This is a genomic window from Bradyrhizobium sp. USDA 4538, from assembly GCF_024171045.1.
GTDB lineage: Bacteria > Pseudomonadota > Alphaproteobacteria > Rhizobiales > Xanthobacteraceae > Bradyrhizobium > Bradyrhizobium australafricanum.
In genome coordinates, this window is the sequence record NZ_JALJZE010000001.1 from 8,265,603 (window position 1) to 8,284,840 (window position 19,238).

A 19,238-nucleotide genomic window follows, 5' to 3' on the forward strand; every position below is an offset into this window, starting at 1 on the left:
GCAACTTATACGCGTAACTACGGGGCGGTACATGCCTGTCAAGGTAAGCATCGGCGATCATCCCACTTTCTGGAAATTCGCGGCCTTCGGCTTTTTGCCAGAAGTACTACCTCCGATCTTTACGTCGGTGGGCTTCGCTAACCAGTGCCAGCTCGGGGTCGACGTTGACTTAAAAGGTCACACGTTTGATCGCATTTCCTACAGCTGCACCAAAAGAGGTTATTCAAGACGAGTGTTCAATTTGATGCACCCGATATCCGTTGCGCTAGCATCGGGCTGGCTGTCCTCGCATTGGGACAAGATAGCGGATCATTGCAACGCTTCAAAATCAACTGCGTCGCCGCTTTCCCTATCCGACGGCCAAGGAACGGACCGCGCGATCCGGACGCCCTCCTTTGAAAACGTGCAGCGTGAAGCAAAGAACCGCTCGGCGCGTGCCCGGCACATTATCAGGGCCGACATCGCCAAATTCTATCCATCAATTTATACGCACTCGATCCCATGGGCCCTTCATGGGAAGCAAGCGGCAAAGTCTAATACGGATCCAAACGATCCAAACAACTACGGGAACCACATGGATTGGGCTCTGCGACTGGGCCAATCAGGACAAACCGTCGGTGTACCGATCGGAACTGACATATCCAGGGTAACGGCCGAAATAATTGGTTCGGCGGTCGATCGCATCGTTCTCGAACGGTCCGGGTCGCGCGCGGTCGGTTACGGTGCTGACCACAAAATACGAAAGGCTCGGAATGGCCAAGCACAATGGTTTCAGCGTCATTCCATACCGACTGACATTCTTCCCGAACAAGACAATGCCGCTCTTTAAGGAGCAGCCCACGTTGATGCCTGCACTTGGCATTATCGTCCCCCTAAACATGATCAACAGGCCCAACGACTATTGCATCGGATTCGAGATACGCGCACCTGGATGCTACGTGGAAGGCACGAACTATCTGATCGTCGAGTATGGAAGGCAACTCGCGATCGTTACCGAGGCCAACAAGGGCCTCAGCTAAAGATCCCCGTCCAATACCCATACTCCATTAGAGAAATTCAGAGCTGTCTTTCGTGGTCGTGAAAATGAAAGCAAGGCAAGCGTAGGACGAATTAGCCGAAGGCATAATCCGCCCTTTCGGTGAAAACGATCGCGGCGGGTTACGCTTCGCTGTCCCTATCCTAGGCTCCGCGCTTAGATCACCTGGGCCAGACGCAGACATCCGGCACGCTTCCCAATCGCGCGAAAGTGCGGTCATATACCGTCCGGGGGCACTCGGCGTTTGGGGCGAGGGTCTCGGCTTGCGGGGGGAGAATGCGCGTGAAAGAACTCGCTGGAAAGACCGCGTTCGTGACCGGTGCAGCGTCGGGCATCGGACTGGGGATCGCGACGGCTTTGGCCCAGGCGGGGGCGAAGGTCATGCTTTGCGATATTGAGGAAGCGGCTCTGTCCGCGGCGCTCGAGCAACTGAGGCGCACCAACGTCGATGTCGACGGCGTGAAAGCGGACATCTCCCTCAAACCCGAACTCGTGGCGGCCGCCGAAGCCACGACTGCCCGCTACGGCAAGGTGCACATCCTCGTCAACAACGCGGGCGTTGGTGGCGGTGGGCCCTATGGCACCTGGACCGACGGGTCGTGGGATTGGACACTGGGCGTCAACCTGATGGCGACCGTTTGGGGAATCGAGATTTTCGGGCCGTTGATAGAGCAGCATGGCGAGGGTGGACACATCATCTCCACAGCCTCGATCGCCGGTCTTATTTCAGGGGCCAGCAACGCATACAATGTTTCGAAATACGGCGTTGTCGCGCTATCCGAGGGACTGCGGCTTGAACTCGCACCCCGCGGAATCGGCGTATCGGTGCTGTGTCCCGGGTTCATCCGCACGCAAATCGTGAACTCGAGGCGCAACCTTCCCGAGCGCTTCGAGGGGGCGGTCCGTACCTTGCCGACGTCGGGCCCGATTGCCGAGCAGATCAATCTGATCCGCCAACGCGTCTCTCAGGGCATCGATCCCAACTATGTCGGTGAGCTCGTCCGCGAAGGCATCGAAAACGACTGGCCCTATATCTTCACCGACCTCGAATTCGAGCCGATTGTCGACGCGCGCTTCGCCGCAATCAAGCAAGGCTTCGACCGGATCCGCGGGCGCACCCCGAAGCGATGAGCGCGCAGCAAGCGTAGGGCGGATGAGCCAATGGGCCGCGCGAATGCGCGCCCGATGACAGGCTCCGCGACATCCGGGACAAGCATCACAGCACGTGACCACCCGACTCCGCATATCGCTTCGCTCCTGCGGGCTACCGGCTGGCACGCTTTTCAAGAAGCAGCGTGCGGTCGGCGATGTCCCTCAATTCGAACGCCTGGGAGTCGAGGAATGCGACGGAGCCGTTGTTGGGGTCCGCGGCGAGGCGATGGGTTTCGCTGAGATGATGCTTCAGCCAGGCCCGCTGCTCCCTGAGCAATTGCGCGTGCGCCTCGCCCTTCGAGCTGGCGAGAAGGGCTTGATAGGCGGTGTTGAGCCTCGTGTCCCACTTATCGATTTCGGTCTTGCCGCAATCGAGCATCTTCGTCGACACCCCTTCGGCCTTGTCCATGCACGCATCATACTCGACGCTTTGCTGCGCGCGGACCGATAAGGTCCCGAGCACGAGCATCGCCGCAACAATGACTGGCCTCCGCGAAAGCATCACCACGTCCAAATCACCCTGCCTGCGTCTTTCGACAACCATCGCCGCACAAAGGCGTCCCTGGCAGCGCCTGGGGCCGACGGCCGACGCAGTTTACGCCGGCAGCACGATCACCTTCGTTTTGAGGGGCGTTCGCGAATAGAGGTCGATCATGTCCTGACTGAGGAGGCCGGTACAGCCGCTCGTAATACCGTTCCCGATCGTTTCGGGGGCGCTGGTGCTATAGATCGTGTAAAGCGTGTACACCCCATTTTGGTAGAGGTAGAGCACGCGCGCGCCAAGTGGATTGTCGAGACCCCCCGCCATGCCGCGAGCATATTTGCCCGCCTCCGGCTGGCGCGCGATCATCTCCTTGGGCGGCGTCCAGGTCGGCCATTCGGCTTTGCGCCCGACATAAGCCTCCCCGCTCCACCGGAACCCATCGCGGCCGACATTGGCGCCATAGCGGGTCGCGTTTCCTTCGCCTTCGATGCGGTAGACATAGTATTTGCTCGGATCGACGATGATCGTACCGGGCGCCTCATCGCTGTGGTACTTCACGGTCTTGCGGAAATATTTCGGATCGACCTTACTGACGTCGACCGCGGGGATCGGGAATTTCTCGTCGGGCACGGGCCCGTAGACCTTCTCCGCCTCGGCCAGGCTCATGTAGTCGGACGCACAACCGGCCAGGCTCAGTGCGGCGAGACCAGCAGCAGAACCGACCAGAAACGCCCGGCGGTTGAGAAGCCGCGACCGAGGCCCAGGCAGAGCGCCCTCGCCCATCGCACCAGCGTCGGCAATTCCACGGTCCATGATCATGATTTCTGATTTTCCCTTGTCCCGTTGCGCGGCCGAAGCAGACTTTGGCATACAGTAGAAGGGAAAAGAAAAGTTCTTCGTCATTGTCTGAGGTTGACCAACAGATGGTCTTGTGAATCCTTCCGAGAACAATGCGAGAACTTCGGCGGATTACGCTTCCGCCTTCGCTCAATGAGCTAAAGGTCGGCGGGTTACGCCTTCGGCTAATCCGCCCTACGCGATGGCAACAACTGATTGATCACGTTTTCATGCGATTGATCTGCGGCGCTTTGTCGGACCAAATTAGTATGGAATCACCGCCCCGCCACCCTGCCGCATTCCATGCGGAAAATGAATCGAAGGTGAAAACCCAATGAGACGCGTTGTCCAGGCTTCGCTCGGACTCCTCGCATGGAGCATTCTCCAAACCTCGCCCGCATCCGGCCAGCTCAAGGGCAACGCCGACAACATTTGTCGGAACGGATATTTCCCGCGCGAGAGCACCGACTACAGGCTGGCGAAGATCAAAGGCGCAGCCGGCGACAGGATCTATTTCCGCGGCGACGGCAACGAGCGTTGCCCCGACGACCAAGCCTGTCGTCTGAAAACTTATGTCGTTCGCAACGATGAAGTCATTGTTTCCCGGACGTCAGGCAAGTTCGCATGCAGTTGGTTTCAACCTCGCAAGGGCACTGAGACGGTCGGCTGGATCGAGATCGAAAGGCTTGCGTGGCAGGAGGACATACGACGACCGGCAGAACGGGATTGGCTCGGCGAATGGCGTGCCTACGACAACGTCATTCGCATCTCGAAATCGAAAGAGGAAGGTCAGCTGGCCATCAAGGGCGAGGCCATTTGGGGTTCGGGCAGCCGCACCCATTCCGGCGAGCTTGATTACGAAGCAAAACCTTCAGGCGATAAGATGAAATTCGGTGACGGGACGGACGAACTCGACTGTCAGGTCACGATGCAGCTCGTCGGCAAGTTACTGGTTGTCGGCGACAACCTCCATTGCGGCGGGACAAACGTCTCATTTTCAGGTGTCTACCAAAAGAGACCGACGCGATGAACATCTCGCGGCTCGTAGGGCGGATTAGCGCAGCGTAATCCGCCCTTCGTCGCGGTAACGCCGAGCGGCGGGTTACGAGGAGTCTATCATCGGACACGCGCTCCGCGCGATCCGTTGGCGAACCCACCCTATTCGTTACGTGCTTGTTCGTTTCGCTCAGGCCGCCTTCGCTGCACCTCGATCGCGAAGAGATTGGTGTGAAGCTGGCAAGATCATTGCCGCTGTCAGACCGAGATCGGCGGGACGAAATCGACCCGTTGCGGACGTAGATGGGTCGGCCATAATGTCTTCTTTTCAAGGCAATTCGGTCGGAGGCGAGATGGTCGATCCGTGGCCCGCAGATGCAAAGTTTCAGATGGGTGACTATGCCGCCAAGAAAGGGCGAGCATCATGGCGCGGTCGAATCGTTGGTTGGTATCGTACGGATTTGACCAGGCTCGGATATGCGATCGAGAGCTACTTCGAGCCCGGCTCGGTGCAGATTTACCCGGAGACGGCGATCGACGCATGGCAGCCGCCGGCCTTGGAACGTGAGTGACCGATTCTCACCCTCCTGCGACCTTCGGAACGTCCGCGCTAACCCGGCCACCTCGGCGCGCCATCGCAAGCGTCACGGCGTCATTGCAATCGATCGGTCAGGTGTCGCCCGCCACGCGCAACGTGATCCGGGTCAATTCGGACGGGCGGCCGAGCCGCAAGGCAAAGCCGGGCCATAGCGCGGTGCCGTTGTTGACGTAGAGCGTCATCCCGTCGACGTCGTAGCGGCCGGAGACGAAGCCGGCATTGGCGCGCGCGGCGAGGCGATCGATCCCCAGGATCAATCCGCCATGGGTGTGTCCGGAGAGTTGCAGCGCGACGCCGAGCCGGGCTGCCTTTCGTGCGTCGCTCGGCTGGTGGTCGAGCAGGACGATGGGCGCGCCTTTCGGGGCGCCGTCGAGAACCGCGGCAAGGTCGCGGATGGAATGCCCCCGGTGGCGCGACGCGCGATCGGTAATCCCCGCGATCACCAGGCGGCCGCCACCGCGTTCGAGCACGATGTGCCGGTTCTCGAGCGAGCGCAGGCCGAGCGCTTCGTAGTGCGCCATCCAGCCGTCATAGCCGAAGATATATTCGTGATTGCCCGAGATCACGTAGACGCCATCGGCCGCCATCAGGTCGCGCAGCGGCGCGATGTCGCCCCGCCGCGCATCGATGGTGCCGTCGATCAGGTCGCCGGTGATCGCGATCAGGTCGGCGCCGAGCTTGTTCGATCGCTCGACCACGGCGCGCGCCCATGGCGCAGGAAACAGCCGGCTGATGTGAAGATCGGTCAGTTGCAGGATGGTGTAGCCGTCGAACGCTCGCGGAAGTCCGCGGATCCCGACCTCGACATCCCTGAGCGGCGGAATGCGCATCGCCTGATGGACGCCGATCGCGGCGGCTGCGGCCGCGACCGCTGCAAGTGCGTAGCGGACGCCATCAGGCGCGCCGACGAAGCCGCCGTGGATCAGCGCGGCAACCAGCAGCCCGGCATCGAGCGCCAGTTGCAGCAGCGCCAGCAGCATGATCGCGCCGAACGCCCAGTTGAACAGGACGACCACCGGACGCGGAAACTCCGGCGAGAATTCCGATCCCGACGACAGCCTGTTCCAGCGGTGAAACTGCAAGGCGACCAGCACAAGCAACGCGGCAACGATCTTTGCCGCGAGCGGCCAGTCGAGCGGCCAGATGAAGCGGGCCAGGATCAGCAGGCTGGTCAGGCCGAATATGAGCTGGGGAATAGGTCTCGCTCCGGATCGGATCGGTTAAGGCTGTGCGGGTCGGCGCCCTGCGAAGGTAGGGTGGATCGGCCGCGGGCGTAAGCCGCCATCGTCAGCACATTTTCGGCAAGTCGCGCTTCGCCGAAACGCCCTGCGCTTTTGTCCCAGTAGCCCGATGAGCCAACGGGTCGCGCGAACGCGCGCCCGATGACAGGCTCCACGACATCCGGGATCCGCCTCGCAAGAACACGCCACCGGCCCCCGCATATCGCTTCGCTCATGCGGGCTACGGGCTGGCCGCCCCTGTGTCATGGCGCATACGCCAGAAGCCGCCCGATCAGTCTTCGATATCCGCAATGCGCCTGAGCACGATCACGACGGCGAGGACCAGGCCAAGTACGCCGCCGGCAACTCCGGCCAGACCAGAACCGAAGGCGCCACTGACATCCCGGTCGGACAGAACGAACGCAACCACTTCAGCGGCAAAGCCCATCCCCAGCGTCAGAGCCATGATGATTGCGACGGATTTGAAGAGTTCGATCGCAAATCGAACCGCCATGTCTTCCAGGGCGTCGAGTGCGCGGGTCATACGACGATCCGGACGAGGCACGGCCGGGCGAAGCGCGCTCCGATGCGTTCTGATTGAGGCGCTGGAGGTATCGCCGATCAATCGGTTCGCTCGGGGATTGTCGTTGGGATCGTCGAGGGCTCTGATGTCCCGCTTGAGTTCTCGCCGCACGATCAGCGTAACAAACAGCGCAAGACATAAAAGTACGGCCAGGCCAGCGTAGATGCTGATGCTACCTGCCAACAGGATCAGAAAAGCGCCGGCCCACCCGAACGCCTCGCCACAAACGTAAGCCACCGCCGTTGTGGCGATATCGGCGAAAGACGGTCTTCTTTTGGCGACGAAATCCGCCAGCCGCATCGGTTTGCCTTTCGACAGTCCGCTTCTGCACGATCAGCCTCAATCCATCAAGATGTGGAGCTGCGGTCGTCGGGTGCAATCCTTCCGCACGCAACGGCGGCGAGAATCACAAAAGCCGCTGCAAAGGCGGCCAAAAGCTCCTCTCAAATAAAACTTGAACATCGCTCATTTTCCTGATTTATTGTTGAACAATGTTCATTTCTGCGGAGCCGGTGATGCAAACCACCTCCTGGACGGACGGATCGATCGGGCCCAACCGATCCGTGAAATCGTGGATCAAGTACGCCCCGACGATCATCACGATCGGCATCATGGCGGCATTCGCGGCGCACGGACGCATCGCACAGCCGGCCCACTACAACGATTTCGCCGACCACTCGGCCCTCTTGGGCATCCCCCACGCAGGCGATGTCTTGTCGAACATCGGCTTCGCCCTGGTCGCGAGCTGGGGCTGGCTGGCGCTGCGCCCTCACCGCAACAGCGATCAGCTTCGCACCGGATGGCCGGGCTACCGCCTGTTCCTGATCGGATTGTTCCTGACCGCCTTCGGGTCCGCGTTCTTTCACCTCGCCCCCGGCAATGGCCGGCTGACCTGGGACATGCTGCCGATTGCGCTTGCCGGCGCGGGCCTGCTCGTCGGCGTCCGCGGCGACACCCAGCCGGGATCGAAGACGAATATCGAAGCGATCGTTCTCGGGCTTTACGCCACCGCCAGCGTCGCGTGGTGGGTCGCCACCGACCGGCATGGTACGGGCGACCTTCGACCGTATCTGCTGCTGCAGGTCCTCCCGCTCATCCTGATCCCGCTCTGGCAGTCGATCTATCGTGCGCCGCGCGCCGACCGCATCGCATTCGCCGCCGCGATGATGTTGTACGTTGTGGCCAAGATCGCCGAGGTGCTCGACCATCAGATCGCAGACACGCTTCAGTACGTCAGCGGACACACCTTGAAGCATCTGCTCGCGACTTCAGCCACGGCCGCAATCGTCTGGGGACTGACGCGTCGGTTCTCCGATAGCGGTGGTCGAGCGTGCGAATGAGGACTGTAGGATGGGTAGAGCGAAGCGAAACCCATCAGGCTGCAAGCCGAGTGGCGAGATGATGGGTTTCGCTGCGCTCTACCCATCCTACGCTACGCTGCTGACCGCCGAAGCCATTGTGCAGCAATGGACTGCCTGCACTATTTCGGAATAATGGAAAAATATCACCGATTTGCCCGACGCGTCAAGGCGCGTTTCCGAGTGCCTGCGGCAACCTGCACCTTTGCATGGGGTTGTTTTCGATATTTTGGATGGGCAGCCCTGCTTCGTCGATCGCATCAGGCGGATTGACCGGCATGGCGACCGCATCCATATGCATCTGCATGAACCGGCTGTTCCCCGCCGTTTCGCATCCACCTGGACACAGCCAAATACCATCGGCTCCCCGTCCCTAACGCTCCGGAGTCGCCGTGGCCGCCCTCTCCATTCTCGATCTCGTCCGCGTCACCGAGGAAACCGACGCGCGCGGCGCGCTCTATAACGCGCGCGATGTCGCCGTGCATGCGGAGGCTCTCGGCTATCGCCGCATCTGGGTGGCGGAGCATCACAACATGGCGGGCATCGCCAGCGCCGCGACGTCGGTCGTGATCGGGCACATCGCGGCGGGCACCAAGACCATCCGGGTCGGCGCCGGCGGCATCATGCTGCCGAACCACGCACCCTATGTCATCGCCGAGCAGTTCGGCACGCTGGCGCGGCTGTTTCCCGATCGTATCGACCTCGGCCTCGGCCGCGCGCCCGGCACCGACCAGCTCACGCTGCGCGCCCTGCGCCGCACGCCGGAATCCGCCGAGAACTTTCCGCAGGACGTGCTCGAGGTGCAGGCCTTCCTCGCCGCCGCCGGTCCCAACCAGCGCATCCAGGCGGTGCCGGCCGCCGGCACCGACGTGCCGCTGTGGATTCTCGGCTCGAGCAATTTCGGCGCGATGCTGGCCGGCGAGCTCGGCCTGCCCTACGCCTTCGCCTCGCATTTTGCCCCCGAGCTGCTGATCCAGGCGCTGCAGATCTACCGCGCCCGCTTCAAGCCGTCGGAGCAGCTCGATCGTCCCTACACCATGGTCGGCGTCAACATCATCGCCGCCGACACCGACGAGGAGGCGCGGCGGCTCGCGACCACGCAGCAGATGTCGTTCACCAACATCTTCCGCGGCGCGCGCGGCCTCAGCCAGCCGCCGATCGACGACATCGAGAGCTACTGGTCGCCGTCGGAGAAGGTGCAGGCGATGCGGATGCTCGCGCGCTCCATCATCGGCTCGCCCGCGACGGTGCGCGCCGGCATCGACGCGCTGGTCGCGGAGACCGGCGCCGACGAGCTGATGATCGTGTCCGACGTCTATGATCACCAGAAGCGGCTGCGATCGTTCGAATTGATCGCCCAGGCCGGCGGGATCACACCGCAGACGTAGCCTGCAGGATGGGTAGTGGCCTACGCACTAACGCAGCCTCACTTCGGCGCGCCGGCGGGCGCCTGCGACTGTGCGAGCTGGCCGAGCGTCACGCTCAGCGAATTCGGCGCATTGTCCCGCAGCATCGAAAGCTTGACCGAACTGCCCGGCGCGCCCGCATAGACCTTCTTGGTCAGCTCGTTGGCGCTCTTGATCGGCTCGTCATTGACCGAGGTGATCACGTCGCCTCGCCTCAATCCGGCCTTCGCTGCCGGACCGCCGGTCTGCACGCCGACCACGACCGCGCCGTGCAGATTGTTCGCACCTAAGCTTTCGGCAATGCCGGGGGTGATCGATTGAATCTGGGCGCCCATCCAGCCGCGCGTGACCATGCCCTTGTCCTTCAGCTGCGGGATCACCGTCTTCACGGTATCGGCGGGTATCGCAAACGCGACACCGACCGAGCCGCCGGAGGGCGAGAAGATCAGGCTGTTCACGCCGATCACCTCGCCATGCGTGTTGAAGCTCGGCCCGCCGGAATCGCCGCGGTTGATCCGCGCGTCGATCTGGACGAAATCTTCCGACGACCCGGTCTCCAGGTCGCGCGCACGCGCCGAGACGATTCCCGCGGTGACGGTGTTTCCGAGGCCGAATGAATTGCCGGCCGCGAGCACCCAATCGCCGGTGCGCGGCGCTTGATCCGCGAGCTTGACATAGCTGAAGTCGGTCCGCCCATCGACCTTGAGCAGGGCCAGGTCGCTGACCGGATCCTTGCCCAGGACTTTCGCCTTGTAGACCTTGTTGTCACTGGTGCGGACGTCGGCGCGGTCGCTGCCGCCGAGGACATGATTGTTCGTCACTGCATAGCCGTCCGCCGAGATGAAGAAGCCCGAACCGATCGAGGTCATCTCACCCAACTTCGGCAGATTGCCCGGTCCGCGCCTGCCGGGATCCGGAACGGCCCTTCCCGGCGTGTCCTGATCGGGAGAGCCGTCCGGCCCGAGAGAACCGCCGGGGGAGTCACCGGGAGACTCGCCTGGAGAAGAATCGTCGTCATCCGCCGCAGCCGCCACCTTGGCGTTGACGCCAATCACGGCCGGCCCGACCTTCTCGGCAAGGTCGGCGAACTCGCCAGGACCACCATTGCCATGATCCGCGCGCGAATTCACTGGCTGTGCGTGGGCAAGACTTGCGCTCACAAGACTAGCGCCCACCAGCAACGCCGACGTGAAGGCGGCGGTGACGAGCGACGTGCGAAGGCAGACGAAGGCCGAATTTCTCTGATTCATCTTCCGCGTCCATGTTTGGGATCAGCCGATTGCTCCTGGATGAATTGCCGGCCCGGACGCGACGATCAGTGAACCGTTCCCTGCAGCACAGGGGCGCAATGCCGAGCGACGGACGGCAACGGATAGAGGCGCAGACCGTTCCACCGGCATCCGCGGGTGGACGAGTGGCTCGCCACCTTTGCGCCGCTTTGCGCATCAAATCGCCGGGTTTTTGCTTGCTTTGGCCGCCTGTGCCTCTACGGTGCGCCCGCAACGACGGAGACGATCTCGACTATGGACGCCGCAATGAACTGCCCGAAATGCAATTCCGAGCATGCCTATCAGGACGGCGCTCTCTGGGTCTGCCCGGAATGTGCCCATGAGTGGAGCAGCGATGCGGCCGCGGCCGCCGAGACCGCGCAGGAAGCGGGCGTGCGCGACGCGCACGGCAACCCGCTGACGGACGGCGACAGCGTCATCGTGATCAAGGACCTCAAGGTCAAGGGCTCGTCGTCGGTGGTCAAGGGCGGCACCAAGGTCAGGAACATCCGCCTCACCGAGGGCAGCGACGGACACAACATCGCCTGCAAGATCGACGGCATCGGCGCGATGAATCTGAAATCGGAGTTCGTCAAGAAGGCCTAGCGTAGCCCAGCTTACGCATCCGCCAAGGCTTTCGCCGGTGCGGCGGCAGCCTTCGCGATGTGCCGGTTCTTGTCGTCGACCAGCACGACCCGCGGATGAAATTTGCGCGCCTCGTCGGCGTCGAAGCTGGCATAGGCGACGATGATGACCTTGTCGCCGGCCATGGCAAGCCGTGCGGCCGCGCCGTTGAGGCCGATGGTGCCCGATCCCGTCGGCGCCTCGATCACGTAGGTCGAGAACCGCGCGCCGGTGTCGATGTTATAGATGTCAACACGTTCATTGATGAGGAAACCGGCGGCCTCGATCAAATTGCGGTCGATCGAAATCGACCCCTCATAATGCAAGTCCGCTTCGGTGACGTGCGCGCGATGAATCTTGCCCTTCATCAAAGTCACTTGCATCGAGACCATCCCGTATCGTTGCGTCGGAATTTTCCGCGCCGCCAATAACGGCGCGCCGCCTCCGCGTCAACGTTGTCCGGGTGTACGCTCGCTTCGAGCGCAGTTCCGCGACGATGGGTTTGTCCTGAAATCGTCGACCGCGCCGGGCTGCAATGCTCCGCGCCACCGAAATCGGAGAATGAATGCGCTGCGGCGGAGCCTTTCCGGAGCAGGCTATTATTTGTGACCCGGTAGCGAACGCCCTACTCTCGCTTGCTCGCAATCTCGTTCGCCAAGACCACTATCACCTCGCCGTCGAGGATCGGCTTCGCGACCTCAAAGAAGCGCGCCACAGCCGGCGAATTGTTGTGCCGGTCCATCGCCGCCTGATCCAGGTATCGCTCATACGTCGAAAATATCCGCGGACTGTCGACATCCTGCGAGACGTAGTAGCCGACGGTGGACGGCTCGTTGGCGCGGACATGCTCGACGACGTCGAGCAACGCCTGACGCATCGCCGCCTCATGGCCCTTCTTCGCGCGGATGATCGCCGTGATTGCCAGCATGCACTCTCTCCGGAGGTTGGTAGCCCGTAGGACGGGTTTCGTGGAGTTTATCATCGGGCCGCGCGACGCGCGGCCCCGTTGGCTCGACCCATCCTACACGCTTTTGACTGGCTCACACCCGGCTCAACGCCTGCGCGATGTCGGCCACCAGGTCGGACGGATGCTCGATCCCGATCGAGAGCCGGATTGTCGAATCCAGCACGCCGATCCGCTTGCGGATGTCGGCCGGCACGCCGGAATGCGTCATGGTGGCCGGCAGGCTCGCGAGCGACTCGGTGCCGCCGAGGCTGACTGCGAGCTTGAAGATCTGCAGCGAGTTGAGGAATTTCTCCGCCGCCTGCTGCCCGCCGACGATATCGAACGAGAAGGTCGAACCGGCACCGCTGCTTTGGCTCGCGAACACGCGCCCCGCGGGGGACGCCGGATCGTGATGGCCGAGGTAATGCACCTGCGCCACCTTGGGATGATCGCGCAGATAGTCGGCGACGATCCGCGCGTTGCGGTCGGCCTTTTCCATGCGCAGGCTGAGCGTTTCCAGCGAACGGCTGATCATCCAGCAGGAATGCGGATCGAGCTGGGTGCCGATCGCGCCGCGCAGCGCCTTGACGTCCTTCATCAGCTTCTTCGAGCCGAGCGCCGCGCCCGCGATCAGGTCGGAATGGCCGCCGACATATTTCGTCAGCGAGTACAGCGAGAGATCGGCGCCGTGCTCGATCGGCCGCTGAAACACCGGCCCGAGCAGCGTGTTGTCGCAGGCGATGATCGGCGTATGGCCCTGTGCCTTGCCGATCGCGTCGGCGATGCGCCGCATCAGCGCGATATCGACCAGGCCGTTGGTCGGATTGGCCGGCGTCTCGATGAAGATCATCGCGACACGGCCCTTCTTCATCGCCTCGTCGGCAGCGGCGCGGATGACACTCTCGTCGAGGCCGTCGGCAAAGCCCACGGCGTGAATCGAGAAGCCCGCCAGTGTTCTGGTGAACAGCGTCTCGGTGCCGCCATAGAGCGGCTGCGAATGCAGGATCACGTCGCCGGGCCGCGCGAAGGCCAGCACCGTGGTCGAGATCGCCGACATGCCGGAGGAGAACAGCGCGCAGCTCTCGGTGCGCTCATAGATCGCAAGCCGGTCCTCGACGATCTCGCTGTTCGGATGGTTGAAGCGCGAATAGACCAGCCCCGCCCCCATGCCTTCCGGAGGCTCGCGCCGGCCCGCGACAAAGTCGAAAAAGTCCTTGCCGTCCTCGGCGGTGCGGAACACGAAGGTCGAGGTCAGGAACACGGGCGGCTTGACGGCCCCCTCCGACAGCTGCGGATCGTAGCCGTAGTTCAGCATCTGGGTTTCCGGATGCAGCAGGTGATTGCCGATATGGGTTTTGGACGGAAACGGTTTTGTCATGGCCGGTCTCCTGTTCACGGGCCGCCGCGCTGGCGGCGATTCCCGGAATGATGGGACCAGCATACCCCAGCTTTATGCCATTCAGCCAAAGCACGGCATCAGACAGTTCTGGATAACGAACGGCCGGCGTGCGCCCTGCTCCGCCGGCCGTTCCGAATTTTCACGCAGCGGTGAAGACGCGGGCTACCAGCCGCGATCCACGTTGCGCACCTCGCCGGTCCGCGCGTCGACATCGACCTTCATCCAGCGGCCGAGGCGGTCACGCCCCTCGACCTCCCACTCGTCGCCGAGGAACTGGGTATTGGACACCGTCACGATGCCGAGACCGGTCGCGACATCGAGCGCGGCCTCCATCGAGATCTGGCTACCGGAATCGTAGGCCATCGCCGGCGTCGCTGCGCCGATCGCCAGGGCCGCGATCGCGGGAATAATGAAACTTCGCATGGCTCACTCCTCATGGAACAGGATGTTATGCCGCATAAAACGAGCGGCGCACCCATCAGTTCCGACAACAGGGGTGACGATGCAGCGCGAAACTTCGGCAGTTGCGGCGATTTGGTGGCGGTTCCGGTTTCATCGACCCGCGCCGTTCGCCTTGCGCGCTCGCTTCTTCCACATTCGAAATCCGCCCTCGAATGCGTTGGCGTTGTCGCCGAACCTCACCTTGGGCGGCGGGTTGTCGACCTTGTCGGCATTGCCGCCGCCGAGCACGATGTACTCGGGCTCCAGCGCTGCGGACAGCCGCGCGATGACGTCGTCGACGCTCTTGCGCCATTTCTTCCGGCCGCGCCGCTCGAGACCCGCGGCGCCGACATAATCCTCGAACGTCGCGCCCTTGCGGTACGGCAAATGACCAAGCTCCATCGGCTCGTAGACACCGTCCACGATCATCGCGGAGCCGAGGCCGGTGCCGAGCCCGAGAAACAGCATCCGGCCGCCCTGATAGCTGCCGATCGCCTGCATCAGCGCATCGTTGACGACCCTGGTCGGGCGGCCGAACGCCCGGTGAAAATCGAAGCCGGCCCAGCCGCGGCCGAGATTGTGCGGCTCGGTCAGCGGACGGTTGTGAACGACGGGTCCCGGATAACCGACCGAGATCACATCATAGGACCAGTCCTTTGTGAGCAGCTTGACCTGCCGCACCATCTCGGTCGCGGACAGAGTTGGACCTGACTCGAATTCGCGCTTGATGCGCTCCTTGTCGGTCATGACCTTCACATGCGTGCCGCCGACGTCGATCACGAGCACCGTGCGCCGCGACGCGGGCCTGTTCATTTTCTTGCTGGTCTTGTTGCCTGCCTTCTTGGCCATCAATCCGCTCTCCTATGCGCCGAGTGGAGCAGAGAAACGTATCGCGCGCCACAGCGGCGTTCTGGATCCGACTCCAATTTGTTCGCCAAGAACGAATCGGAATCAGGAAAATCGGCGCGATCCAGATGTTAACAACGCACATACATCGACCGCATCCGAACAATCGATGTTGTATCATGATGGGATTATTGCTCTCGGCGTGCAACACCGCGGCGCATCTCAGGCACACTGCGTTCTCCCGCATCACTGATCGATCGATGAGTCGCACTAAGGCAGCGTTCCCGATCCGACTCCAGTTTGTTCGCGAGGAACGAATCGGAATCGAAAAATCGGCGCGAAGCGATTCTTAACAAGAGGTTTGCGCGCTCGATGCCGCGGCACTTGGTATGGCGGATGAGCGCAAGCGTAATCGGACATCCATCGACGACATCACTGCGTCGGGTTACTCCGCGCCGATTATCGGCCGTGCTTCGCGCGGACCGGTCGGGCCGCCCGCCCTGCACGCTGAGCGAGCCGCCAGCCTTTGAGGTGAAGCCAGAGCGCTTCGGCGACCGGTCCGTGCGAATGCTGGCGATGACGGACTGCCGCAAGATTTTCCTCGCGGCCCGGAAAATTCGGTCCGGCGATGCTGATCAGCCTGCCGTCCCGCAGTTCGTCCTCGATCAGCCATGCGGGCAGATGGCCCCAGGCAAGACGATGCAGGATCAGCTCCTTCTTCATCATCTGGTCCGGCACGCTACACCGGTGCGCACCTTCGATCAGGAAGAAGTTTTCCGACGACGCTCGCCGCGCCGTGTCGCGGATGACGCACTGCGTGAAGGGACGTATCTGCTCCGGCGAGATCCGCTTCGTCCACGCAAACGGCAGAAAGCCGGGAGCGACGACCGGCACCATGGTCGTGCGCGAGAGCTTGATCTGTTCGAAGCGCGGATCGGACGGCTCCGCGCGATGAAACACCAGATCAGCGTTATCATCGATCAGGCGCTCGAGCGGCCCGCCGACCGCCTCATACTCCAGGTGCAGGCGCGTGTTGGGATAGCGGGCAAAGAACGCCGAGAGCATCTGCAGCACCGGCGGCCGCGGGCACAGGTCGCCGATGACGACGCGCAGGACGACCTCTTCTCCGCCGGCAAGCTGCTCCGCATACCCCTGCAGCAGATCGAGCTCGCGCAGCGTCACCTGCGCGCGTGCGTGAAACGTCCGGCCGGCGTCCGTCAGCCCGATACGGTATCCGCTGCGATCGAACAGCGTGAGGCCGAGCTGCTGCTCGAGCCGGGCGACCGCCGCGAACACCGACGGGTGCGACCGGTTCAGCGCCGTCCCGGCGGCCTGAAAGCTTCCCTTGGTCGCGACAGCGTCAAAGCAGCGCAAATCGTGCAGCTTGATCCGATCCATTGTCCATAAAACCTACAGAGATTGATCAATCTTAGTAATTTTTCTTCGGAGGCGCGAGTCCTAGCCTGGCTCGACGCGAAGCCTGCCGGCTTCCACCAGCACAAGGGACTGACGAGATGAGCAGCGATCGACACTTCACCACGGCGGATGGCTGCCGGATTGCGTACTGTATCGACGGCCCCGTCGATCGGCCGGTGCTCGCGCTGTCGAACTCGATCGCCACCAACCTGCACATGTGGGATCGTTCGATGCCGGCCCTCAGCCGGTCGTTTCGGGTGCTCCGCTACGACACCCGCGGTCACGGCGGGTCGGACGCACCGGTGGGCGCCTACTCGATCGACCGGCTCGGCCGCGACGTGGTCGAACTGCTCGACGCCCTCGGCATCGATCGCGCGCATTTCCTCGGTCTGTCGCTCGGCGGCTTCGTCGGGCAATGGCTCGGCATCTTCGCGCCTGACCGCATCGACCGCCTGATCCTCTCGAACACCTCGTCCTATCTGGCGTCCGAACTGGCGTTCGACGAACAGATCCGCGCGGTGCTCGCGGCCACGGACATGAATGGAATCGCAGACGGCTTCATGCGCAACTGGTTTCCGGCAGCGATGCTGGCCGCGCCGAACGAGGTCGTCGACGAATTCCGCAACATGGTGCTGACCACGCCGCCGCGCGGTCTCGCCGGATGTTACGCCGCACTGCGCGACGTCGATCTCCGCCGCGTCATCTCGCTGATTGCGGCGCCGACCCTCGTGATCGGCGGCGAGAGCGACGCGGTCACGCGGGCCAATCATAGCGCTGATATCGCCGCGACAATCACCGATGCCAAGCTCGTTCTGCTGCCCGGCGTTCATATCCTCAATATTGAGCAGGCGGATCGATTCAACAGCGAGGTCGTGAGCTTCCTGGCGCTCTCCGCCCTATGACTGTGTAGCCCGGATGAGCGAAGCGACATCCGGGACCGCTCCAAGAGTACGTGATCGGGCCCCGCATATCGCTTCGCTCATGCGGGCTACATGGATCACGCACCACATGTTCCCCATTCGACTCCATTTTGTTCGCAAAGAACGAATCGGAATCGAACAAATCAGCGCGGAGCGATTCTTAACAACAGGTTTGCGGACCCAATGCCGATCGGCTCTGTGGAGCGAATTAGCGCAAGCGTAATCCGCTCTCTGCCGCCTTGAGACAGCGCCGGGTTACACGGAGCTGACCCGTCCGTGCCGTCCAACGTCGTATCCAAGCTCCGGCCGCAACGCGCGCATCTTCTCCGCCAGCCTTTGGCTCGCCGTCTCCTGCGCCCGCGCAAGGCGATTGACCAGCGCGACATATTCCGCATCGCTCTTGTGCTGGTTGAGCTTTGACTGGCCCTCGATCTCGTCGACGACGATGTCGATCACCCTGATCCCCGCCAGCATCGCTTCGCGCTTGCCGGGCTCCATCTGCGTCAGGTCCCAGGGCTGCTTTTGCAACCGCGCCTCGGAGACCGCGAGCAGCGCGTCGCCATGGCCGCGGTTCTCGCCGTGATCGCGCAGATGCGCGACGCCGGACAAATGCACCGCCTCGTAGAGCCAGGTCGAAACGTTGTCGGGTGAGACATACCAGTCGTTCGAGATGTAGGCGTCATCGCCGGAGACGATCAGGAGGAAGCGCCTGACACCGTCGGCGAGCTCGACCAGCGGATTCTTCGCGGTGAGATGGATCTGCACGATCATGCGCTCGTCGCGCCGCTCGATCACGAACGGCACGTGGGACGCGCGCGGGCCGCGTGCATCGGCGGCGACGATGGCGCCGAAGCCGCGCGCCGCCGCAAAGGCGAGCGCGCGGTCTTGCTCAATGCGAAACTGGGGACGGAGGATGTGCATGGCGGCAGCGCTCGCGAGCTGGAGGGAGACGACCCAGCAAGGCTAGCGCAACTTTCGCCGGAGATCACCGCCATGCACGATCCGGCTCAGCAGATCCTGGCATTGTCGCCGTGATCGCAGACGCCGCCGGGCTGGTCGCGCGGCGGCGCCTCGGACTCGCCGAAATGCGGGACCGCCATGCGCGGCGGACCACCGCTCCAGCGGCCGGCGGCGGCATGGCTCTTCGCGAGCGCGGATGGGCCCGCCGCCGGCACTTCGTGTGCCATGGCCGACGCCGTCAGCATGGCGAGCGCGGTCAGCGCGGCCGCAATCTGTTTGATCCTGGACATCAGTTGCTCCTGTTGGACTCGGCGCGCCGGCGCATTGTTCGCCGCCCGCCGATCGGTTCGCGCTCACATCAAGATCGATCGCTCTGCCGTCTTGTTCCGACGCCATGAGGCAAGCGTTTGGATGCAGGACAGTCCACCCGTGCATCTTCTTCCACGTCGACCCGACACGATCGGTTGATCGCAGCGTGACAGACGAGATCCCGACGCGAACCCGCAAATCAAACCGGCTCCGCCGCCTGCGACAAGACAGCCCGACGGACAACTCAGCAAAACATGTCGATATCAGAATAAGAAAATATTCCGCTTACTGCCCTTTGCTCGCGGCCCATGGGTGCGATCAGACAAAACATGTCGCGAGAATGCGGATATATGACTCGCAGCGAACCACACATTCGATGTCGTCCCGGCGAATGGAGAAAGATGCGCGCACCGACTCCATCACCGTCATGCCGGCAGCA

General features: G+C 62.7%; 22 protein-coding genes. 8 read left to right on the forward strand and 14 right to left on the reverse strand.

Annotation, left to right across the window (positions count from 1 at the left end):
- Positions 1 to 31: 31 nt before the first annotated feature.
- Positions 32 to 829: an RNA-directed DNA polymerase gene (locus tag J2R78_RS38050; RefSeq protein WP_253608841.1), complete on the forward strand. Its 798-nt coding sequence runs from the start codon at positions 32 to 34 to the stop codon at positions 827 to 829.
- Between the two features lie 483 nt (positions 830 to 1,312).
- Positions 1,313 to 2,167: an SDR family NAD(P)-dependent oxidoreductase gene (locus tag J2R78_RS38055; RefSeq protein ID WP_253608842.1), complete on the forward strand. Its 855-nt coding sequence runs from the start codon at positions 1,313 to 1,315 to the stop codon at positions 2,165 to 2,167.
- Positions 2,168 to 2,300: 133 nt separating this feature from the next.
- Here J2R78_RS38055 and J2R78_RS38060 read toward each other — a convergent pair whose 3' ends face one another.
- Together J2R78_RS38060 and J2R78_RS38065 are read right to left on the reverse strand one after the other, a co-directional pair.
- Positions 2,301 to 2,597, reverse strand: a complete 297-nt coding sequence (locus J2R78_RS38060; RefSeq protein WP_253608843.1) for a lysozyme inhibitor LprI family protein — start codon at positions 2,595 to 2,597, stop codon at positions 2,301 to 2,303.
- A 186-nt stretch (positions 2,598 to 2,783) separates the two neighbouring features.
- A complete protein-coding gene (locus tag J2R78_RS38065) occupies positions 2,784 to 3,491 on the reverse strand; it encodes a L,D-transpeptidase (RefSeq protein WP_168859022.1) in 708 nt (235 codons plus the stop codon).
- Positions 3,492 to 3,843: 352 nt separating this feature from the next.
- Here J2R78_RS38065 and J2R78_RS38070 point away from each other — a divergent pair, with 352 nt between their 5' ends.
- Positions 3,844 to 4,539, forward strand: a complete 696-nt coding sequence (locus J2R78_RS38070; RefSeq protein ID WP_253608844.1) for a hypothetical protein — start codon at positions 3,844 to 3,846, stop codon at positions 4,537 to 4,539.
- A gap of 283 nt (positions 4,540 to 4,822) precedes the next feature.
- Positions 4,823 to 5,077, forward strand: a complete 255-nt coding sequence (locus J2R78_RS38075; protein WP_063790162.1) for a hypothetical protein — start codon at positions 4,823 to 4,825, stop codon at positions 5,075 to 5,077.
- Positions 5,078 to 5,174: 97 nt separating this feature from the next.
- Here the strand turns inward: J2R78_RS38075 and J2R78_RS38080 are convergent, their stop codons facing one another.
- Both J2R78_RS38080 and J2R78_RS38085 read right to left on the reverse strand, forming a co-directional pair.
- Entirely contained in the window at positions 5,175 to 6,299 is a 1,125-nt protein-coding gene (locus J2R78_RS38080; RefSeq protein WP_253610021.1) for a metallophosphoesterase, read from the reverse strand.
- Positions 6,300 to 6,615: 316 nt separating this feature from the next.
- Complete coding sequence (locus tag J2R78_RS38085) at positions 6,616 to 7,206, reverse strand: hypothetical protein (RefSeq protein WP_253608845.1); 591 nt, start codon at positions 7,204 to 7,206, stop codon at positions 6,616 to 6,618.
- Between the two features lie 311 nt (positions 7,207 to 7,517).
- Here J2R78_RS38085 and J2R78_RS38090 point away from each other — a divergent pair, with 311 nt between their 5' ends.
- Positions 7,518 to 8,246: a hypothetical protein gene (locus tag J2R78_RS38090; RefSeq protein WP_253608846.1), complete on the forward strand. Its 729-nt coding sequence runs from the start codon at positions 7,518 to 7,520 to the stop codon at positions 8,244 to 8,246.
- A 184-nt stretch (positions 8,247 to 8,430) separates the two neighbouring features.
- Here J2R78_RS38090 and J2R78_RS38095 read toward each other — a convergent pair whose 3' ends face one another.
- Complete coding sequence (locus J2R78_RS38095) at positions 8,431 to 8,571, reverse strand: hypothetical protein (protein ID WP_253608847.1); 141 nt, start codon at positions 8,569 to 8,571, stop codon at positions 8,431 to 8,433.
- 85 nt (positions 8,572 to 8,656) lie between these two features.
- On the opposite strand from J2R78_RS38095, the gene J2R78_RS38100 reads away from it, so the two are divergent.
- A complete protein-coding gene (locus J2R78_RS38100; RefSeq protein WP_253608848.1) occupies positions 8,657 to 9,652 on the forward strand; it encodes an LLM class flavin-dependent oxidoreductase in 996 nt (331 codons plus the stop codon).
- Between the two features lie 38 nt (positions 9,653 to 9,690).
- Here J2R78_RS38100 and J2R78_RS38105 read toward each other — a convergent pair whose 3' ends face one another.
- The gene (locus J2R78_RS38105; protein WP_253608849.1) at positions 9,691 to 10,920 is read right to left on the reverse strand and encodes a S1C family serine protease; all 1,230 of its coding nucleotides are present in this window, start codon (positions 10,918 to 10,920) and stop codon (positions 9,691 to 9,693) included.
- A gap of 273 nt (positions 10,921 to 11,193) precedes the next feature.
- On the opposite strand from J2R78_RS38105, the gene J2R78_RS38110 reads away from it, so the two are divergent.
- Positions 11,194 to 11,544: a zinc ribbon domain-containing protein YjdM gene (locus tag J2R78_RS38110; RefSeq protein WP_028332282.1), complete on the forward strand. Its 351-nt coding sequence runs from the start codon at positions 11,194 to 11,196 to the stop codon at positions 11,542 to 11,544.
- Positions 11,545 to 11,555: 11 nt separating this feature from the next.
- Here the strand turns inward: J2R78_RS38110 and panD are convergent, their stop codons facing one another.
- The 6 genes from panD to J2R78_RS38140 all read right to left on the reverse strand — a co-directional run bounded on the left by panD (position 11,556) and on the right by J2R78_RS38140 (position 16,592).
- Complete coding sequence (gene panD, locus J2R78_RS38115; RefSeq protein ID WP_253608850.1) at positions 11,556 to 11,945, reverse strand: aspartate 1-decarboxylase; 390 nt, start codon at positions 11,943 to 11,945, stop codon at positions 11,556 to 11,558.
- A gap of 242 nt (positions 11,946 to 12,187) precedes the next feature.
- Positions 12,188 to 12,490, reverse strand: a complete 303-nt coding sequence (locus tag J2R78_RS38120) for a putative quinol monooxygenase (RefSeq protein ID WP_057019963.1) — start codon at positions 12,488 to 12,490, stop codon at positions 12,188 to 12,190.
- Between the two features lie 112 nt (positions 12,491 to 12,602).
- Complete coding sequence (locus J2R78_RS38125) at positions 12,603 to 13,886, reverse strand: cystathionine gamma-synthase family protein (protein ID WP_253608851.1); 1,284 nt, start codon at positions 13,884 to 13,886, stop codon at positions 12,603 to 12,605.
- Between the two features lie 183 nt (positions 13,887 to 14,069).
- Complete coding sequence (locus J2R78_RS38130) at positions 14,070 to 14,330, reverse strand: PepSY domain-containing protein (protein ID WP_092086263.1); 261 nt, start codon at positions 14,328 to 14,330, stop codon at positions 14,070 to 14,072.
- 129 nt (positions 14,331 to 14,459) lie between these two features.
- Entirely contained in the window at positions 14,460 to 15,197 is a 738-nt protein-coding gene (locus tag J2R78_RS38135) for an ROK family protein (RefSeq protein WP_253608852.1), read from the reverse strand.
- A gap of 456 nt (positions 15,198 to 15,653) precedes the next feature.
- Positions 15,654 to 16,592, reverse strand: coding sequence for a LysR family transcriptional regulator (locus J2R78_RS38140; RefSeq protein ID WP_253608853.1), 939 nt, complete (start codon positions 16,590 to 16,592; stop codon positions 15,654 to 15,656).
- 116 nt (positions 16,593 to 16,708) lie between these two features.
- On the opposite strand from J2R78_RS38140, the gene J2R78_RS38145 reads away from it, so the two are divergent.
- Positions 16,709 to 17,512, forward strand: coding sequence for an alpha/beta fold hydrolase (locus tag J2R78_RS38145; RefSeq protein WP_253608854.1), 804 nt, complete (start codon positions 16,709 to 16,711; stop codon positions 17,510 to 17,512).
- Between the two features lie 273 nt (positions 17,513 to 17,785).
- Here J2R78_RS38145 and J2R78_RS38150 read toward each other — a convergent pair whose 3' ends face one another.
- Complete coding sequence (locus tag J2R78_RS38150) at positions 17,786 to 18,451, reverse strand: FMN-binding negative transcriptional regulator (protein ID WP_253608855.1); 666 nt, start codon at positions 18,449 to 18,451, stop codon at positions 17,786 to 17,788.
- Between the two features lie 86 nt (positions 18,452 to 18,537).
- On the reverse strand, positions 18,538 to 18,780 hold the full coding sequence (locus J2R78_RS38155; RefSeq protein ID WP_253608856.1) for a hypothetical protein: 243 nt from the start codon (positions 18,778 to 18,780) through the stop codon (positions 18,538 to 18,540).
- Between the last annotated feature and the right edge of the window lie 458 nt (positions 18,781 to 19,238).

Excerpts from the sequence above, each read along its gene's own strand:
- J2R78_RS38050 (WP_253608841.1), top strand. The coding sequence starts at position 32 with ATGCCTGTCAAGGTAAGCATCGGCGATCATCCCACTTTCTGGAAATTC.
- J2R78_RS38055 (WP_253608842.1), top strand. The coding sequence starts at position 1,313 with ATGCGCGTGAAAGAACTCGCTGGAAAGACCGCGTTCGTGACCGGTGCA.
- J2R78_RS38060 (WP_253608843.1), bottom strand. The coding sequence starts at position 2,597 with ATGGACAAGGCCGAAGGGGTGTCGACGAAGATGCTCGATTGCGGCAAG.
- J2R78_RS38065 (WP_168859022.1), bottom strand. The coding sequence starts at position 3,491 with ATGATCATGGACCGTGGAATTGCCGACGCTGGTGCGATGGGCGAGGGC.
- J2R78_RS38070 (WP_253608844.1), top strand. The coding sequence starts at position 3,844 with ATGAGACGCGTTGTCCAGGCTTCGCTCGGACTCCTCGCATGGAGCATT.
- J2R78_RS38075 (WP_063790162.1), top strand. The coding sequence starts at position 4,823 with ATGTCTTCTTTTCAAGGCAATTCGGTCGGAGGCGAGATGGTCGATCCG.
- J2R78_RS38085 (WP_253608845.1), bottom strand. The coding sequence starts at position 7,206 with ATGCGGCTGGCGGATTTCGTCGCCAAAAGAAGACCGTCTTTCGCCGAT.
- J2R78_RS38090 (WP_253608846.1), top strand. The coding sequence starts at position 7,518 with ATGGCGGCATTCGCGGCGCACGGACGCATCGCACAGCCGGCCCACTAC.
- J2R78_RS38095 (WP_253608847.1), bottom strand. The coding sequence starts at position 8,571 with ATGCAGATGCATATGGATGCGGTCGCCATGCCGGTCAATCCGCCTGAT.
- J2R78_RS38105 (WP_253608849.1), bottom strand. The coding sequence starts at position 10,920 with ATGAATCAGAGAAATTCGGCCTTCGTCTGCCTTCGCACGTCGCTCGTC.
- J2R78_RS38110 (WP_028332282.1), top strand. The coding sequence starts at position 11,194 with ATGGACGCCGCAATGAACTGCCCGAAATGCAATTCCGAGCATGCCTAT.
- panD (WP_253608850.1), bottom strand. The coding sequence starts at position 11,945 with ATGCAAGTGACTTTGATGAAGGGCAAGATTCATCGCGCGCACGTCACC.
- J2R78_RS38120 (WP_057019963.1), bottom strand. The coding sequence starts at position 12,490 with ATGCTGGCAATCACGGCGATCATCCGCGCGAAGAAGGGCCATGAGGCG.
- J2R78_RS38125 (WP_253608851.1), bottom strand. The coding sequence starts at position 13,886 with ATGACAAAACCGTTTCCGTCCAAAACCCATATCGGCAATCACCTGCTG.
- J2R78_RS38130 (WP_092086263.1), bottom strand. The coding sequence starts at position 14,330 with ATGCGAAGTTTCATTATTCCCGCGATCGCGGCCCTGGCGATCGGCGCA.
- J2R78_RS38135 (WP_253608852.1), bottom strand. The coding sequence starts at position 15,197 with ATGGCCAAGAAGGCAGGCAACAAGACCAGCAAGAAAATGAACAGGCCC.
- J2R78_RS38140 (WP_253608853.1), bottom strand. The coding sequence starts at position 16,592 with ATGGATCGGATCAAGCTGCACGATTTGCGCTGCTTTGACGCTGTCGCG.
- J2R78_RS38145 (WP_253608854.1), top strand. The coding sequence starts at position 16,709 with ATGAGCAGCGATCGACACTTCACCACGGCGGATGGCTGCCGGATTGCG.
- J2R78_RS38150 (WP_253608855.1), bottom strand. The coding sequence starts at position 18,451 with ATGCACATCCTCCGTCCCCAGTTTCGCATTGAGCAAGACCGCGCGCTC.
- J2R78_RS38155 (WP_253608856.1), bottom strand. The coding sequence starts at position 18,780 with ATGTCCAGGATCAAACAGATTGCGGCCGCGCTGACCGCGCTCGCCATG.